The sequence below is a fragment of the Castellaniella defragrans genome, from assembly GCF_014203015.1.
GTDB lineage: Bacteria > Pseudomonadota > Gammaproteobacteria > Burkholderiales > Burkholderiaceae_B > Castellaniella > Castellaniella defragrans.
In genome coordinates this window covers 156964-173473 of the sequence record NZ_JACHIB010000007.1, presented here as the reverse complement: position 1 = coordinate 173473, position 16510 = coordinate 156964, and the positions used below count along the sequence as shown (strand labels likewise).

Annotated in this window: 12 protein-coding genes; 7 read left to right on the top strand and 5 right to left on the bottom strand. The window is 71.3% G+C overall.

Annotation, left to right across the window (positions count from 1 at the left end; genetic code table 11):
* Positions 1 to 15: 15 nt before the first annotated feature.
* Together kdgD and HNR28_RS07650 are read right to left on the bottom strand one after the other, a co-directional pair.
* Positions 16 to 921, bottom strand: coding sequence for a 5-dehydro-4-deoxyglucarate dehydratase (gene kdgD, locus HNR28_RS07655; protein WP_151024615.1), 906 nt, complete (start codon positions 919 to 921; stop codon positions 16 to 18).
* Between the two features lie 329 nt (positions 922 to 1250).
* Positions 1251 to 1985, bottom strand: coding sequence for a FadR/GntR family transcriptional regulator (locus HNR28_RS07650; protein ID WP_043680276.1), 735 nt, complete (start codon positions 1983 to 1985; stop codon positions 1251 to 1253).
* 240 nt (positions 1986 to 2225) lie between these two features.
* On the opposite strand from HNR28_RS07650, the gene garD reads away from it, so the two are divergent.
* Positions 2226 to 3746, top strand: a complete 1521-nt coding sequence (gene garD / locus HNR28_RS07645; RefSeq protein ID WP_151024624.1) for a galactarate dehydratase — start codon at positions 2226 to 2228, stop codon at positions 3744 to 3746.
* A 94-nt stretch (positions 3747 to 3840) separates the two neighbouring features.
* Here garD and HNR28_RS07640 read toward each other — a convergent pair whose 3' ends face one another.
* Entirely contained in the window at positions 3841 to 5115 is a 1275-nt protein-coding gene (locus HNR28_RS07640) for a glucarate dehydratase family protein (RefSeq protein WP_151024617.1), read from the bottom strand.
* Positions 5116 to 5445: 330 nt separating this feature from the next.
* Between HNR28_RS07640 and HNR28_RS07635 the strand changes: the two genes are divergently transcribed.
* The 6 genes from HNR28_RS07635 (at position 5446) to HNR28_RS07610 (ending at position 12191) form a co-directional block, all read left to right on the top strand.
* Positions 5446 to 6618: an ABC transporter substrate-binding protein gene (locus tag HNR28_RS07635; RefSeq protein WP_052355584.1), complete on the top strand. Its 1173-nt coding sequence runs from the start codon at positions 5446 to 5448 to the stop codon at positions 6616 to 6618.
* A gap of 80 nt (positions 6619 to 6698) precedes the next feature.
* Entirely contained in the window at positions 6699 to 7778 is a 1080-nt protein-coding gene (locus tag HNR28_RS07630) for an ABC transporter ATP-binding protein (RefSeq protein ID WP_151024618.1), read from the top strand.
* A gap of 67 nt (positions 7779 to 7845) precedes the next feature.
* The gene (locus tag HNR28_RS07625) at positions 7846 to 8721 is read left to right on the top strand and encodes an ABC transporter permease (protein ID WP_151024619.1); all 876 of its coding nucleotides are present in this window, start codon (positions 7846 to 7848) and stop codon (positions 8719 to 8721) included.
* Positions 8721 to 9620 carry an ABC transporter permease gene (locus tag HNR28_RS07620; RefSeq protein ID WP_151024620.1) on the top strand — a complete coding sequence of 300 codons (900 nt, stop codon included), beginning with the start codon at positions 8721 to 8723 and terminating at the stop codon, positions 9618 to 9620. The genes HNR28_RS07625 and HNR28_RS07620 overlap by 1 nt, the downstream gene beginning before the upstream one ends.
* On the top strand, positions 9617 to 10606 hold the full coding sequence (locus HNR28_RS07615; RefSeq protein ID WP_151024621.1) for an aldose epimerase family protein: 990 nt from the start codon (positions 9617 to 9619) through the stop codon (positions 10604 to 10606). Before HNR28_RS07620 ends, HNR28_RS07615 begins: the two co-directional genes overlap by 4 nt.
* Positions 10607 to 10622: 16 nt before the next feature.
* Positions 10623 to 12191: an aldehyde dehydrogenase (NADP(+)) gene (locus HNR28_RS07610; protein ID WP_184142697.1), complete on the top strand. Its 1569-nt coding sequence runs from the start codon at positions 10623 to 10625 to the stop codon at positions 12189 to 12191.
* Between the two features lie 88 nt (positions 12192 to 12279).
* Here the strand turns inward: HNR28_RS07610 and HNR28_RS07605 are convergent, their stop codons facing one another.
* Together HNR28_RS07605 and HNR28_RS07600 are read right to left on the bottom strand one after the other, a co-directional pair.
* Positions 12280 to 14802 carry a YbcC family protein gene (locus HNR28_RS07605; RefSeq protein WP_084330801.1) on the bottom strand — a complete coding sequence of 841 codons (2523 nt, stop codon included), beginning with the start codon at positions 14800 to 14802 and terminating at the stop codon, positions 12280 to 12282.
* Positions 14799 to 16400 carry an NADH-quinone oxidoreductase subunit L gene (locus HNR28_RS07600; RefSeq protein ID WP_244978218.1) on the bottom strand — a complete coding sequence of 534 codons (1602 nt, stop codon included), beginning with the start codon at positions 16398 to 16400 and terminating at the stop codon, positions 14799 to 14801. Before HNR28_RS07600 ends, HNR28_RS07605 begins: the two co-directional genes overlap by 4 nt.
* Between the last annotated feature and the right edge of the window lie 110 nt (positions 16401 to 16510).

Below are 16510 nucleotides of genomic sequence, written 5' to 3'. Positions count from 1 at the left end.
GCTCGCCTCCGTCGATCAGAGCGCCTCGATCAGCTCGCGCAGCGCGGCTTCTTCCTGCGGCTGCAGGTCCACCAGCGGCGCGCGCACCGGGCCGGCCGCATGGCCGACGATGCGCGCGCCGGCCTTGACGATGCTGACCGCATAGCCCTGCTTGCGGTTGCGGATCTCCAGCATCGGCAGGAAGAAGGTGTCCAGCAGACGGCCGGTGGTTTCGTGATCCCCGGCCCTGACCGCTTCGTAGAATTTCATGGCCGTGGCGGGGATGAAATTGAACACGGCGGAAGAATACACCGGCACGCCCAGGGCGCGGTAAGCCTCGGCGTAGACCTCGGCCGTGGGCAGGCCGCCCAGGTAGGCGAAGCGGTCGCCCAGCCGGCGGCGCACCCGCACCATGTTCTCGATGTCGCCCACGCCGTCCTTGAAGCCGATCAGGTTCGGGCATTCGTCGGCCAGCTGCTCCAGGATGGAGGCCGACAGGCGGCACTGGCCACGGTTGTAGAGCACCACGCCGATCTCGACGGAGCGGCAGACTTCCTTGACGTGCGCGGCGATGCCGTCCTGCGGGGCTTCGGTCAGGTAGTGCGGCATCAGCAGCAGGCCGGCCGCACCCTGGCGCTGGGCCTCCTGGGCGAAGGCGATCGCCGTGCGGGTCGGCCCGCCCGCGCCGGCCAGGATGGGCGTATGGCCCTGGCAGGTCTTGACCGCCGTGCTCACCACCCGGGAGAACTCGTCCAGCGTGAGGGAGAAATATTCGCCCGTGCCGCCGGCCGCGAACAGCGCGCGGGCGCCGTAGGGCATCAGCCATTCCAGGCGGGCCTGATAGCCCTTGGGGTCGAAATCCCCCTGGGCGTCGAAATCCGTGACGGGAAACGACAGGAGTCCGTCCCTCAGGATGTCCTTCAATTCCTGGCAAGTCGTCATATGCGTGGTGTCCTCTGATTCTGGAAGGCGTGCGTCACGCCCTCTCGTCCGTTCATGTCGTACGTTATCATATGACATAGGGCAATGGGCAACAAGCGGAATCCTGCCGGATTAGCGTATACCCTTACATCTGGATGGTTTGTGTGGCAATTTCGCCAGGAACCCGTGCGGGAAGCCGGACCTCATCATCTTATACGATGACATACCTATAAGAGGCCGAGGCGCTGCGGCGCGTTGGAAATGGACGGTGCCGGTGCCGGGTCAACGGGTCAACGGGTCAACGGGTCAACGGGTCAGGAGGCCGGGCGGCGGCGGGCGCGCGAACGCCCTCAGGCGTCCTGCGCGGCGGCTTCCTGGGCGCGGCGCAGGCGTTCCCGGCTGTTGGTGAGGTGCGTGCGCATCGCGGCGCGCGCCGCGTCCGGGTCCTTGCGGACGATGGCGTTGTAGATGTCCTCGTGCTCGACGTGGACGCGGCCGAGATAGCCGGTGCGGTCGTTTTCCGCCAGCGCCGCCGAATCGACGCGCGTGCGGGGAATGATGGCCTTGCCCAGCTGCTTGAGGATGTCGTGGAAATAGCGGTTGCCCGTGGCCGTGGCCACCATCAGGTGGAAGGCGATGTCCGAGACCACCGCGTTGCCGGTCTTCTTGCGCACGTGTTCGGCGAACTCGTCCAGGATGACGCGCAGCTGCTGCAGCTGGGCGTCCGTGCGGCGCAGCGCGGCCAGCCCCGCCGCCTCGGTTTCCAGGCTGATCCGCAGTTCCAGGATCGCCAGCACGTCCAGCATGGTGAGGATGTTTTCCGTGCGGATGCGCAGCTGCTGTTCGTTGCGCGGTTCGAGCAGGAAAGTGCCGATGCCGTGCCGCGTCTCGACCAGGCCGGCGGCCTGCAGACGCGAGATCGCCTCGCGGATGACGGTCCGGCTGACGCCGAAGGACTCCATCAGCGCGGACTCGGTCGGCAGCTTTTCGCCGACGTGGAATTCGCCGTGGCGGATGCGCTCGGAGAGCGCGGCCACGACATTCTGGGTGAGGTTGCGCGAACGGCGGGCGGGAACGGAGGCCATGGGCGGGGTCAGTGGGTTCGGACCGATTCATGATACTGCATTCCCGAAGAGATAACTCATACGACGACACATTATCGATCGCCCTGTTCCCGCCGGACCCGGCATCGGACTGCATAGGGCAATGATCTCGATCCAGCCGCATACGGCCGATTGTCAGTGCAAATCTCTAGTTGTATGATGAGATGATCACAAGGAGACTCCCCCGTGCATTCCCCCAGACCGACCGTCCAGGTCCCCCGCATGATCCGCATGCGCGCGGGCGACAACGTCGCCATCGTCGCCAACGACCGGGGGCTGCCCGCGGGCGCCCGCATCGCCGACGGCCCGACCCTGCTCGAAGCCATCCCGCAGGGCCACAAGGTCGCCCTGTGCGACATCCCCGAGGGCGGCGCCATCGTGCGCTACGGCGTCGTCATCGGCCACGCGACCCGCCCGCTGCCCGCCGGCAGCTGGGTCTACGAGGCCGTGATGCGCATGCCGCCGGCGCCGTCCCTGGACGACCTGCCCATCTGCACCGCCCCCGTGCCCGAGCCCGAACCCCTGGCCGGCTACACCTTCCAGGGCTACCGCAACGCCGACGGCTCCGTGGGCACGCGCAACATCCTCGCCATCGCCATGACGGTGCAGTGCGTGGCCGGGGTGGCGGACATCGCCCTGGAGCGCATCCGCCGCGAACTGCTGCCGCGCTATCCGAACGTGGACGGCGCCGTGGCGCTGCACCACGGCTACGGCTGCGGCGTGGCCATCGACGCCCCCGGCGCCTCCATCCCGGTGAAGACCCTGCGCCACATCGCGCAGAATCCGAATTTCGGCGGCGAGGTCATGCTGGTCAGCCTGGGCTGCGAAAAGCTGCAGCCCGAGCGCCTCATGCCCGAGCGCTTCAAGGACCGCGGCGAGACGCACCCGGACCTGGTGCGCCTGCAGGACGAGCGGCACGTGGGCTTCGGCAGCATGATCGACGACATCCTGGCGATGGCGGAAACCCACCTGGAGCGCCTGAACCGGCGGCGCCGGGAAACCTGTCCCGCCTCCGACCTGGTGGTGGGCGTGCAATGCGGCGGCAGCGACGCCTTTTCCGGCGCCACCGCGAACCCGGCGGTGGGCCATGCCGCCGACCTGCTGGTGCGCGCGGGCGCCACCGTCATGTTCTCCGAGGTCACCGAGGTGCGCGACGGCATCGACCAGCTGACGGCGCGCGCGGCCACGCCCGAGGTCGCTCGCGACCTGATCCGCGAGATGGCCTGGTACGACGATTACCTGCGGCGCGGCCAGGCCGACCGCAGTGCCAACACCACGCCGGGCAACAAGCGCGGCGGCCTGTCGAACATCGTCGAGAAGGCCATGGGTTCCATCGTCAAGTCCGGCACGATGCCGATCCGCGGCGTGGTCCCCCCGGGCGAGCGCGCACGGGACAAGGGGCTGCTGTACGCCGCCACCCCGGCCGGCGACTTCGTCTGCGGCACCCTGCAGCTAGCGGCGGGCATGAACGTGCACATCTTCACCACCGGCCGGGGCACCCCCTACGGCCTGGCCGAGGTCCCGGTCATCAAGGTCGCCACGCGCTCGGACCTGGCGCGCCGCTGGCACGACCTGATGGACATCGACGCCGGCCGGATCGCCAGCGGCGAGGCCAGCATCGAGGCACTGGGCCAGGAACTGTTCGAGCGCATCCTGGAAGTCGCCAGCGGCCGCAAGACCTGGGCCGAGCACTGGGGCATCGTCAACGATCTGGTGCTGTTCAACCCCGGCCCCGTGACTTGACCGGAACGGCCTGGAGGCGGATCGCGTTGTTGGTTCGCCCCGCCGTGCAATCTGCACCGTCTTTGGCTTCCCGCCCAGGCCGTCCCGGCTGTGCTCAGAAGCGCGGCGCCTTGCCGCTCCAGTCGGGCCGGTACTTGCGCATCTGCGCGGCGTCGTCGCGCGAACGGATGCCGCAGCTCAGGTATTGCTCGTGCAGCCGCGCCAGGGCGTCCTGGTCGATCTCCAGGCCCAGGCCCGGGGCGTCGCCCAGCACGATGGCGCCATCATGGAAGCGCAGGTGCCCGCCGGCGACGACTTCCTCGTCGGGATCCAGCCAGGGGTAATGCGTGTCGCAGGCGTAGCTCAGGGTCGGCACGCTGGCAGCCACGTGCGCCATGGCCATCAGGCTGATGCCCAGGTGCGAGTTGGAATGCATGGACAGCCCCATGCCGAACACCTCGCACATGCGCGCCAGCAGCTGCGTATCGCGCAGCCCGCCCCAGTAGTGGTGGTCCGACAGGATGATCTGGCAGCCGTTGGCCGAGACGTTCTCGCGGAACTGGGCCATGTCCGTGACCACCATGTTGGTCGCCAGCGGCAGGCCGGTCGCCCGGTGCAGCGCGGCCATGTCGGCCAGCGTCGGGCAGGGGTCCTCGTAGTATTCCAGCAGGCCGTCGAGCCGCTTGCCCATCTCGATCGCGGTGGCGAGCGACCAGTTGCCGTTGGGATCGATGCGCAGCGGCATGCCGGGGAAACGGGCCGCCAGCGCCTTGACGCATTCGACTTCCTGTTCGGGCTCCAGCACCCCGCCCTTGAGCTTGATGCTCTGGAAGCCGTACCGGCCGATCATGGTCCCGGCCTGGGCCACCAGCTGCGCGGGCGTCAGGGTCTCGCCCCAGGCGTCGTCGGGATAGGAGGGATCGACGTGGCGGGCATACTTGAAGAACAGGTAGGCGCTGAAGGGCACCGCGTCGCGCGCGCGCCCGCCCAGCAGGTCCACCAGCGGCGCGCCCAGGTGGCGCGCCTGCATGTCCATCAGGGCGACTTCCAGCGCGGAATAGAGCTTCTGGACGTTCTTGGCCGGATCGGTGCCGGGCGCGAGCTTGTAGGCCGTGTTGGCGCTGACCTGGGTGCGTGCCACGGTGTCCTGGACGCGCCGGCGCAGGCCGTTCAGGTCGAAGGGGTCCAGCCCGATCAGGCTCGGCTGCAGGGCCCGCAGCAGTTCGATGATGGGCGCGTCGCCGTAGGTTTCGCCCAGGCCGATCCGGCCGGTGTCGCTTTCCAGTTCGATGATGGTGCGCAGCGCGTAGGGCTCGTGGATGCCCGCGGCGTTCAGCAGCGGGGGATCCTTGAATGCGATGGGCGTGATCTTGACAGTCTTGAGTTTCATGGGAGGCCTTGCGGGGACGGTGAGATTGCATGTTGTCGTATGACATGCAGACTGTAGATTCAGCGGGAAATCCTGGACTACTAGGGAATATACTGACAAGAAGCGGAATTTCCGAATTTAGTCCATGTAAATCATAATATTAGGACTATTATTCATTTTATGGAACCGCGTCCACGGGCCCGCGAGATGCAAAAAAATGTTGTCCTCCGGACCCATGAACTTATATGATGACTTACGAGAAGAACGGCTGGACATCCGGGCCGCGATCGAACTGGACATTCCGTTTGCCGGCTTCTTCCGCGCACTGGCGAACACCCTAGGAGACAACTCATGAAAGGCATCAAGCAGTCCCCGCGACTGGGACGATTCCACGCGCTGGCGGGCGCCCTGGCCCTGGCCGGCGCTGCCCTGTCGGCCCACGCCGCCCCCGTCACGCTGAACGTCGTCGACGTGGCCGGCAACCTGGCCCTGACTCAGAAGGCCCTGGAAGCCTTCCGCGACCAGCACCCGGACCTGGTCTCGAACATCACCTTCACCAACGCGCCCTCGCCGCAGCTGCCCGGCAAGATCAAGGCCATGCAGAATGCCGGCCGCTCCGACATCGACCTGGTCCTGACCGGCACCGACGCCCTGGCCGCCGGCATCGAGCAGGGCCTGTGGCTGAAGCTGCTGCCCGACCACGAGGCCGAGTTCAAGGACATCCTCACCCGGTACGCGCGCGGCCCCGCCCGCATGCAGGAACTGGCCCAGGGCTACGGCCTGGAAGTCACCTTCATGCCGGCCGGCCCGCTGCTGGAATACAACCCGGCCAAGGTGCAGAACCCGCCCAAGACGCCGGCCGAGCTGCTGGCCTGGTGCAAGGCCAATCCCAACAAGCTGATCTACGCGCGGCCGGCGAACTCGGGCCCGGGCCGCACCTTCCTGATGGGCCTGCCCTACCTGCTGGGCGACAAGGATCCCTACGATCCGATCAACGGCTGGGACAAGACCTGGCAGTTCCTGAAGGAGCTGAACGACTGCGTGCCCTACTACCCCGGCGGCACCTCGGCCGTGATGAAGGAGCTGGGCGAAGGCAGCCGCGACATGACGGTGACCGTCACGGGCTGGGACATCAACCCGCGCGCGCTGGGCGTGGTGCCCGCCGAGTTCAAGATCCAGGCCTTCGACAACTTCACCTGGGTGAACGACGCGCACTACATGGTGATCCCCAAGGGCGTCTCGGCGGAAAAGCAGAAAGTCCTGTTCCAGCTGCTGAAGTTCATGCTCGAACCCAAGCAGCAGGCCATGACCTATGACTCCGGCTACTTCTACCCGGGTCCGGCCATCCGCGACGTGCCGCTGTCGGCCGCGCCGGCCGAAAGCCAGGAGGTCATCAAGAAGTTCGGCCGGCCGGAATACGACGAAATGATCGCGCGCCGCCCGAACGCCGTGCCGCTGGACGCCAAGGCGATGGTCGAGGCCTTCCGCAAGTGGGACGCCGAAGTCGGCGCCCTGAAGAAGTAACGCAGTCGCATTCCCGTGAACGGCCGCCCGCCTGCCCGCCCCGGGCGCGCGGGCGGCCCGACCCTCCTGGATCAAGGATCATGAATCATTCTTTTCAACAGCTGCGTCTGGATGGCGTGGGCCGGAAATTCGACACGGCCTCCGGCTCGGCCGTCGCCGCCCTGAGCGGTCTGAGTCTCGACATCCGGCGCGGCGAGTTCATCGCCCTGCTCGGGCCGTCGGGCTGCGGCAAATCGACCGCGCTGAACTGCCTGGCCGGCCTGACCTCGCTCAGCGAGGGCAGCATCTGGCTGGACGATACCCGTATCGACGTGCTGCCGCCGGAGCGGCGCGGCTTCGGCATGGTGTTCCAGAACTACGCGCTGTTTCCCCACATGTCGGTGCGCGACAACGTGGGCTTCGGCCTGCGGATGCGCGGCGTGCGCAGGGACGAGATCGCCCGCCGCGTGCAGTCGGCCATGAGCCTGGTCCAGCTGGAAGGCCACGAACACAAGCTGCCGGGCCAGCTCTCCGGCGGCCAGCAGCAGCGCGTCGCCATCGCCCGGGCCATCGTCATCGAACCGCCCGTGATCCTGATGGACGAGCCCCTGTCGAACCTGGACGCCAAGCTGCGCATCGAGATGCGCGCGGAAATCCGCCGCATCCACCGCCAGCTCGAACGCGCCACCATCTACGTCACCCACGACCAGGACGAGGCCCTCTCGATGGCCGACCGGATCGTGGTGATGCGCGCCGGCTCGGTGCAGCAGATCGGCGCGCCCCGCGAAGTCTACGGCCGCCCGCGCAACCTGCACGTGGCGCGCTTCATGGGCTACCGCAACGTGCTCGACTTCCGCACCGTGCGCCAGGCCGGCGACAGCCTGACGCTCGAACGCAGCCAGATCCAGCTCGGCGGCACCGCCATCGGCGAGCTGGCCGGCCACCGGGAAGTCGCCGTCGCCATGCGGCCCGACGATTTCGAGATCGCCGCGCAGGGCCAGACCAACGCCTTCGACGCCACCATCCGGACCCTGGAATTCGGCGGACGCGATTCCCTGCTGTCCGTCGCCACCGGCCTGGGCGACCTGTACGTGCGCCTGCCGGGCGCCTTCGCGCCGGGCGACCGCATCCGGCTGCACATCCCGGCCGACCGGGTCCTGGCCTACGCGGAGGCCGCATGAGTACGCAGGACCGCTCCAAGTACGAATTCCCCCTTGGGGGGACGGCGCGCAGCGCCAAGGGGGCCGCATGAGTTCGACCGCCCTGAGCGTCGCACCCACGGGGGACCGGCGCGGCTGGCTGGTGGCGCCCGCCGTCCTGGTGCTGCTCGCCCTGTTCGTCTACCCCTTCGTCTACGGCGTCGTCATCTCGACGCAGCCGCTGGAAGGCGGCGGCCTGTGGGCCAACTACACGCACTTCTTCACCACGCCGTCGCAATGGAGCACGCTGTGGGTGACGCTGAAGCTGGCCGTGCCCGCCACCCTCATCAACGTCGGCCTGTCCGTGCCGGTCGCCTTCGCCCTGCGCCGCAACAGCCGCGCCCAGCGCATCGTCACGACGCTGCTGGTGATCCCGATCACCCTGGGCACCGTGCTGGTCGCCGACGGCATGCTGACCTTCTACGGCCCGGCGGGCTGGTTCCCGCAATTCCTGCAGGGCCTGCACCTGTACATGGACGAGGTCCGCCTGACCCACAATTTCTGGGGCGTGCTGATCTCCCTGGTGATCTCGGGCTTTCCCTTCGCCTTCCTGCTGACCCTGTCCTACATCTCGGGCATCGACCCGACGCTGGCCAGGGCGGCGGGCACGCTGGGCGCCGGCCCGTGGAACCAGTTCCGGCTGATCTACCTGCCCCTGCTGGTGCCGGGGCTGTCGATGGCCGCCGCGCTGTCCTTCGTCCAGGCCTTCGCCGTGTTCCCCTCGGCCATCCTGCTGGGCGCCCCGGCGGGGCCGACGCGGGTGATCTCCATCGCCGCCTACGAGGCGGCCTTCGAGCAGTACGACTACGGCATGGCCTCGGCCATCGCCATCGTCATGGGATTCGTGCAGTTGCTCATCGTCTGCGCGATCTTCGCATTCCGGCGCGCCTTCTACAGCGGGCCGGCCACCAGCGGCAAGGGTTGATGATCATGGATACCGCCAACACACTCCCGACTTCCCGGACCGGCCTGCCCGCCTCCGCCGCGCCCTCGCGGCGCTGGGGCTGGCTGTGGCGCGCCACGATCTGGACCGTCATGGGCTTCTTCCTGCTCAACGTCGTCTTCATGATCGCCACCGTGGTGGTCAACTCGGTGGCGACGCGCTGGTTCGGCACGCCCCTGCCCGAAGGCTTCACGCTGTCCTGGTACGGCCGCGCCTGGGACGACTTCCAGCTCGCGCACGTCCTGGTGGTGACGCTGGAAGTCGTCGCCGCCACGGTCCTGCTGTCGATCCTGCTGGGCGTGCCCGCCGCCTACGCGCTGGCCCGCGCCCGGTTTCCGGGCAAGCGCCTGGCCATGCTGCTGATCCTGCTGCCCATGATGGTGCCGCCGGTCACCTACGGCATCCCCATGGCCACGGCGATGTACCAGCTCGGCGTCGGCGGCACGCTGACGGGCGTCATCCTGTCCAACCTGGTGCCCGCCCTGCCCTTCGTGATCCTGGTGATGACGCCCTTCATCGAGCAGATCGACCCCGGCCTGGAATCGGCCGCGCGCATCTTCGGCGCCAACACCTACCAGTATTTCCGCCACGTGCTGCTGCCCCTGCTGGTGCCGGGCATGCTGGCGGCGGGCCTGCTGGTGCTGGTGCGCACCATCGGCATGTTCGAGCTGACCTTCTTCACGGCGGGACCGGATTCCCAGACCCTGGTAGTGGCGCTGTACTACGCGGTGTTCTCCACCGGCGTGCGCGCGCCGCAGGCGATCGACGCGATGGCGATGATCTACATGGCCATCACCCTGCTGTGGGTCCTGATCGCCCTGCGCTTCGTCAGCCCGACGCAACTGGTCAGCCGCGTCAAGGAAGCGCCCCGCGAGGCATGAACGCGCAGCGTCAAAAAGCCACCATGGGCACGCCGCAAGGCCCTTCCGGGATGTACGCCGCCTGGATGGACGCGGCCGGGCCGGCCCGCCTGGTCCTGAGCTGCGGCCCCCACCGGGCCGTGCTCGCGCCGGCGGCAGGCGGGCGCATCCTGCGCTGGACCACGGACCTGCCCGAGGAAGGGCCGCGCGACTGGCTGGCGCCGATCGAGGCCGAGGGCTGGCCCGCCCACGCCTGGCCCAAGGGCGGCCTCTTTCCGCTGGCGCCGTTTTCCAACCGCGTGCGCGACGCCCGGCTGCGCTGGGGATCGGGCACGCTGGCCCTGGAAGCCCTGCCCGGCCATCCCCACGCCCTGCACGGCCAGGCCCAGGCGATGCCCTGGACGGTCCTGGACGCCGGCGCCGCCCACGCCGAACTGGCGCTGGACCATCCGGCCGGCGTCGGCGGCTGGCCCTGGGCCTGGCGGCTGCGCCAGACGGTCCGGCTGGAGCCCGCCGGCCTGCGCGTCCGCCTGTCGCTGCGCAACCGGTCGGACACTCCCATGCCCGCCGGCCTGGGGCTGCACCCCTACTTCACCGCGGCCGGCGTGCGCCTGAACGCCGCCGTCGAATGGACCCACGAGGACGAGCTGGCGCGCTTTCCCCGGGCCAACCAGCGCGCGGACTGGCCGCGCGGCACGCGCACCTGGACCGCGTTCCTGGGCGGCTGGGACGGCCTGGCCCGGCTGGACTGGGAGCGGGGACCGGGCCTGGACCTGCGCGCCGAAGGCCCGCTGGAACACCTGGTGCTGCACGCCAACGCCGGACGCTACCTGTGCGTCGAGCCCGCCACCCACGTCTGCGACGCCGTCAACCTGAGCGCGGACGGACAGGCCGGCACCGGGCTGCGCGTCCTGGCGCCCGGCGCATCCCTGGACGTCGGCCTGCGGCTCGACGTCCGCCCGAACCCGGCCCGCCGCGCGGACGGCGCGGCCCCGACAGACCCCTGACACGAAGGACCTCATCATGCAGATCACCGGCACCCAATTGATCGGCAGCCAGGACATCCCCGGCACCGGCGCCGCATTCCACGCCATCGACCCCGCCACGGGCGAGGCGCTGCCGCCCGCCTGGCTGGGCGCGGACGCCGGCCAGGTGGACCGGGCGGCGCGGCTGGCCGAGGCCGCGTTCGCGTCCTACCGCGAGACCGGCCTGGAAGCCCGCGCCGACTTCCTGGAAGCCGTCGCCCAAGCCATCCTGGATCTGGGCGACGCGCTGATCGAGCGCGCCATGCGCGAGACCGGCCTGCCGCGGCCCCGCCTGGAAGGCGAGCGCGGCCGCACCGTGAACCAGCTGCGCCTGTTCGCCCGCGTGGTGCGCGACGGCGACTGGGTCGGCGCCCGCATCGACCGCGCCCTGCCCGAGCGCACGCCGCTGCCGCGCAGCGACATCCGCCTGCGCCACATCCCGGTGGGGCCGGTGGCCGTCTTCGGCGCCAGCAACTTCCCCCTGGCCTTCTCGGTGGCGGGCGGCGACACCGCCTCGGCCCTGGCCGCCGGCGCGCCGGTCGTGGTCAAGGCGCATCCCGCGCACCCCGGCACCTCGGAACTGGTGGGCCGCGCCATCCGCCGGGCCGTCCAGCGCTGCGGCCTGCACGAAGGCGTCTTTTCCCTGCTGGCGGGGCCGGGCCACGAGCTGAGCCTGGCGCTGGTCGGCCATCCCGCGATCCGGGCGGTGGGCTTCACCGGCTCGCGCCAGGGCGGCCTGGCGCTGATGCGGGCGGCCGCCGCGCGCCCCGTGCCCATCCCCGTCTACGCCGAGATGAGCAGCACCAACCCGGTGTTCCTGCTGCCCGGCGCCCTGGCCGCGCGCGCCGAGGCCATCGCCCGGGGCTTCGTCGCCTCGCTGACGGGCAGCGCGGGCCAGCTCTGCACCAACCCGGGCCTGATCATCGGCCTGGACGGGCCGGACCTGGACCGTTTCGTGCGTCTGGCCGCCGAGGGCGTGGGCGCCGCGCCGGCCGCCACCATGCTGACGGCCGGCATCGCCCGGTCCTACCGCGAAGGCGTCGAGCGCCTGCATGGCCACGCGGGCGTCGCGCCCCTGGCGCGCGGCGCGGCGGGCCAGGGCCCCGCGCCCTGCCAGGCCGGCCTGGCGGCGACCACGGCCGAGGCCTTCCTGGCGGACCCGGCCGGCCTGGGCGCCGAGGTGTTCGGCGCCAGCGCCCTGGTCGTGCGCTGCGCATCCCCCGAGGAACTGGCGGCCGTCGCCCGGGCGCTGGAAGGCCAGCTGACGGCCACCCTGCACCTGGAAGCCGGCGCCGACGACGCCCTGGCGGCCGGCCTGCTGCCGATCCTGGAACTGAAGGCGGGCCGCATCCTGGCCAACGGCTATCCGACCGGCGTCGAGGTGTGCGACGCCATAGTCCACGGCGGGCCGTTCCCCGCCACCTCCGACCCGCGCTCGACCTCGGTGGGCACGCTGGCGATCGCGCGCTTCCTGCGCCCCGTGTGCTACCAGGACATTCCCGACGGCCTGCTGCCGCCGGCGCTGCGCCAGGACAATCCCTGGGGCATTCCCCGCGCCGAGCGCTAGGAGCGTTCGCCCCCGCGGCATCGGGGAAGCCGCGCCGGGGCCCGGCGCACCTGCGCGCCACCGCCCCGCCGCGCGCGTCCTGGCGGGTTCAGACCGCCAGCGGCAGCCAGCGGCCGCGCTCGTAGCGCCGCAGTTCGTCGCCCTCGTAGCGCCACAGCAGCAGCCAGCCGTTGTCGCACAGCCGGCCCAGTTCGGCATGGCGCGCGATGACGCCTTCGATCGAGGCCGCCGGCGCGTCGATCACGACGGTCAGGCGCACGGGCTGGTGATACCAGCCGTCGCCGTCGTGCAGCGACTGCCTGGGCAGGCCGATGCGCAGGTCGCCGCCGTTGCCCTCAAACACCCCGACATGGCCGTCCACGACGTTGTGCAGCACCTTGTTGCCCGCGCCGTAGTGCAGCGGGTCGCAGGTGGAGGCGTGGTACTGCCAGGAGAGCCAGTGGGTGACCACCATCGGCCCCGTCATCAGCGCCTCCAGCACCGTGCCATCCGGGTCGGCGCGCGCATCGTAGTCGTGCAGGTAGACGCGGTCGAGCACCCGGCCCCGGCTGCGCTCGCGCGGGCCGATGATGAACGCGGCGTTGCGGGTGAGCCCCCATTCCGGGCGGGTCTGCGCGCCGTCGTTGGCCCGGCGGCGGAACGCCTTCAGCAGCGCCCCGGGCGCCAGGCCGGCGTCCATCCACAGCGCCGGCGCGCGTTCGCGGCGGACGCGGTCGCCGGCCTGCGCGAAGACCCGCTCCATCCGGTCCCAGCGCGCCCGCGCCGCCGGCGGCAGGAGGTCGAGGTCGAAACCGGTCACCTCGTCGGTGGTCGTGTTGTGCAGGGCCCCCATGAAGACCGTGCCGGACGGGATGTCGAGCCCGCGCGCGCTCAGGCCGGCGCGCACCTGCGGGTCGTTCAGCAGATGCGCCAGGGCGCGCGCGTTGGCCTCGCCGGAGCGCCCGTGGCAGGCGCCGCAGTCCAGCGTCGAGGCGTGCGCGTTGTTGGTGCTGTGCCCGGCGTGGCCGCACAGGATCACCAGCGGCGCCAGCCGGTCGCCCAGCCCCATCGTGCGCAGGATGCCGGCGGCGAGTTCGGCGCGTGCCCCGGCGTCCAGCCCCACGACCATGGGGCGGCACGGTTCGCGCCCGCCGGCCGGCATGCCCAGGCGGTCCGCCGGCGCGCGCGGCGCGGCCGGCGGCCGGATCCAGTGCGCGATCCTGCCCAGGTAGGCCACGCCCAGGGTCTCGACGAAGGAAAAGGTGGCGTTCGGCCAGCGCACGGCGCCCAGCCACTGGTCCAGCCGCGCCAGCCGCCGCCGGCGGGCCGCACCGAGGCGGGCCGTGCGCGCTTCGTCCGCGCACGCCTGCCCGGGCGCCGTCGCCACGTCGCGCAGGGCGATGCTCGGATAGGCCGGCCCCGGCAGCTGCGGCCGGCGGGCCTCGGTGCCCAGCGGGCTGTAGTGCGCGGGCAGCCCGAAGAAGCCCGCACAGGCGCGCGTCTCCACGCCCGGCCACAGGGCCTCCAGCGCGCGCCGCATGCGTTCGCTGCGCGTATCGATGCAGAAGACGGCCTGGACTTCAGGCGCGGCGGAGGCCGCGGCCGGCGGGGGCGCCGGCGTGCGCAGGGTGCGGGCGAATTCGCGCTGGAAGCTCGCCTCCAGCGCCTCCTGCCAGAGCTCGTCGATCGCCAGCTCCGCCTCGGCCCGCGCGATCCGCTGCGGGACGTCCAGCCAGGCCGCCCCCAGCGCGGCCACCGCCGGGCTCCGCGCGGCGGGCGGCACGGCGCGCGCCAGCACCGCCTCCCAGGCGATCCGGCAGGCCAGCAGGTCGCTCAGGCGGGCGTCGTCCTGCCCGGCGGCGGCCTTCTGCCAGCCGACGTACGCGCACCACGCGGCCCAGCCATTGATCGACAGCAGCAGGGCCTCGAAATAATCCTTCCAGGCCGCGGATTCCAGCTCCAGCTCGGCGAGCGCCCAGGCCATCGCGTCCTGCGCGCGCAGGGGCAGCCCGCGCAGGTGCCGCATGAGCCCGGGCAGGCCCAGCCGCGCGCCCAGGCCATGGTCGCCGACCATGCTCTCGCGCCAGAAGCCGTACAGGTCCGGGCTGCCCGACGCGCGCCAGTCGGCCTGGTGGCGGTCGAAGTAGGTCGCGCAGGCCTGGCTCATCTGGAAGACGATGGCCTCGCGCCACGGCCAGCGCCGGTTCTTCTGCACCGCGTCGTCGAGCAGGTCCACCAGCAGCGGCGCGCGGCGCACCCGGGGCGCCGCCGCCAGCTCGGCGATGCAGCGCTCGGCCGCCGCGGCGCCGCCCTCGCGGCCCGCGTGGACGCGCAGCGCGGCCTCCAGGTCGGCGGGGAGGATGCGGCCCGCGGCCCACTCGCGCCGGATGTAGTCCCGCGCGGGGAACACCCGGAAGTCGCCCAGCACCGCCAGGCGCGCCGCCACGTGGCGGATCGGCATGCCGATGCGCCGCCAGTGGGGATTGACCGCCACCGCCTGGTCCAGCGGCCAGGCCGGCATGATGCCCGAGCAGGCGTGCGCGACGGCGTCGCGCAGGGCCGCGCCGTCGCAGGGCGCGGCCGGCGCGGGGGCCGCGTCCGCGGAGACCGTGGCTGAAAGGACGGCGCTCACGATCCGGACCTCCCCCAGGCCGAGCCGCGCAGGCCCCAGGCCGCCGGCGCGGCCGCCCGGCCGGCGCCGGCCCAGCGCGCCGGCCACAGCCGCAGCACCCAATGGGTATAGCCCTCGTCCATGTAGAAACCGGCATACACCCAGCGACGGATGGCCGTGACCGCCCGCGGCCGCAGCTGGAACGCCGCCATGCCGAGGTACATCGCCGCCATGCCGGCCAGGGCGACGAGGCCGGCGGGCGCCAGCGGATCGTTGGCCACCCCGAGGGGCGCATGATCGACGAGGCCGGCCGCGAGCGTCAGCAAGACCGTCATGGCCAGCGCCGCCGCCAGGCGCACGGGCACGGCGGCGCGTCCCTGCGGCGCGGCCGGCACCCACAGGATCGGCGCCCAGGCGAGCGCCAGCACCGCGCTCCACCACCACGGCCAGGCGCCCCCGCCCAGGGCCGCCCGCACGGCGAACACGACCGCCAGCGCCACCGGCACGGCGAGCGCCATGCTGAGGCCCGAATTGCGCGCCTCGCCCGTGACGAGCGTGCGCCCGCACTCCCCGACGGTGCTCGACGCGTTCAGGAAATTGTGCGCCTTGTAGAGCGAATGCCCGAGCAGGTGCAGCGCCGCGAAGAGGTACAGGCCCAGGCCGCATTCCAGCAGCATGAAGCCCATCTGCGCGATCGTGGACCAGGCCAGATGCACTTTCTGGCTGACCCGCGTCAGCAGCACCAGCCCCGCCACCATCGCCGACACCAGCCCGAAGGCCACCAGCAGCCAGCGCGCGGCGAGCGACACGCCCAGCAGGGGTGCGAACAGCACCAGCACGTACCCGCCCAGGTTGACCACCCCCGCATGCAGCAGCGCCGAGACCGGCGTCGGCGCTTCCATCACCTGGACCAGCCAGCCGTGCACCGGCATCAGCGCGGTGCGCGCGATGACCGCCAGCGCCAGGCAGACGCCGCTCCAGGCCAGGGCCGCGGAGGCCTGGCCGGCCGCGATGTGCGCCCACAGGACGGGGAAGGACCCGCTGCCCGTCTCGGACCAAGCCAGCGCGGCGGCGGCGATCAGCAGCAGGTCGGCGGCGCGGTCGGTCACGCGCTTCTTGTGCGCGGCCAGCAGCGCGAAGGGCCGGTCCCCGTAGAAGCACAGCAGGGGATGCATCGCGCCGCCGATGGCCGCCCACGCGGCGATCAGGACGACCCAGTGGTTGGCCAGCAGCAGCAGGTGCACGGCCGCCAGCACGGCGGCCAGGGCGGTCGCGTAGACGGGCTGGCGCGGCTCGCCGCGCAGGTGCTTGGAGGAATAGACGCCGATCGCCGCGCCCAGCAGCTGCACCAGCAGGCTGACCCAGGCGCCGAACGCGTTCGCGGCCAGCCAGCCGTCCATGCCGGCGTCCGCCGCGCCGTCCGCCGGCGCGAGCGCAAGCTGCGCGACGAGCCCGGCCAGGGCCAAGGCCAGGGCGGCGAAGGTCAGCGCGTTGAACCGGCGCCACAGGCGTTCGACCGGTTCCCGGCTGCGCCACGCCTCCAGCGCCGCCGCCGACATCAGCAACGCCGGCGCCAGCGCCAGCATGAAATTCAACTCGGATGAGAATGACGAATCCAACACGTACTCCAGGAAAAGGCCCCCGCCGCCCGGCCCGCGGCCACCCGCCTCCCCCGCCGGAGGAGGCTTCTGCGTCGCGGCGGCCCGGCGGCAAAAACGACCTGCGTATT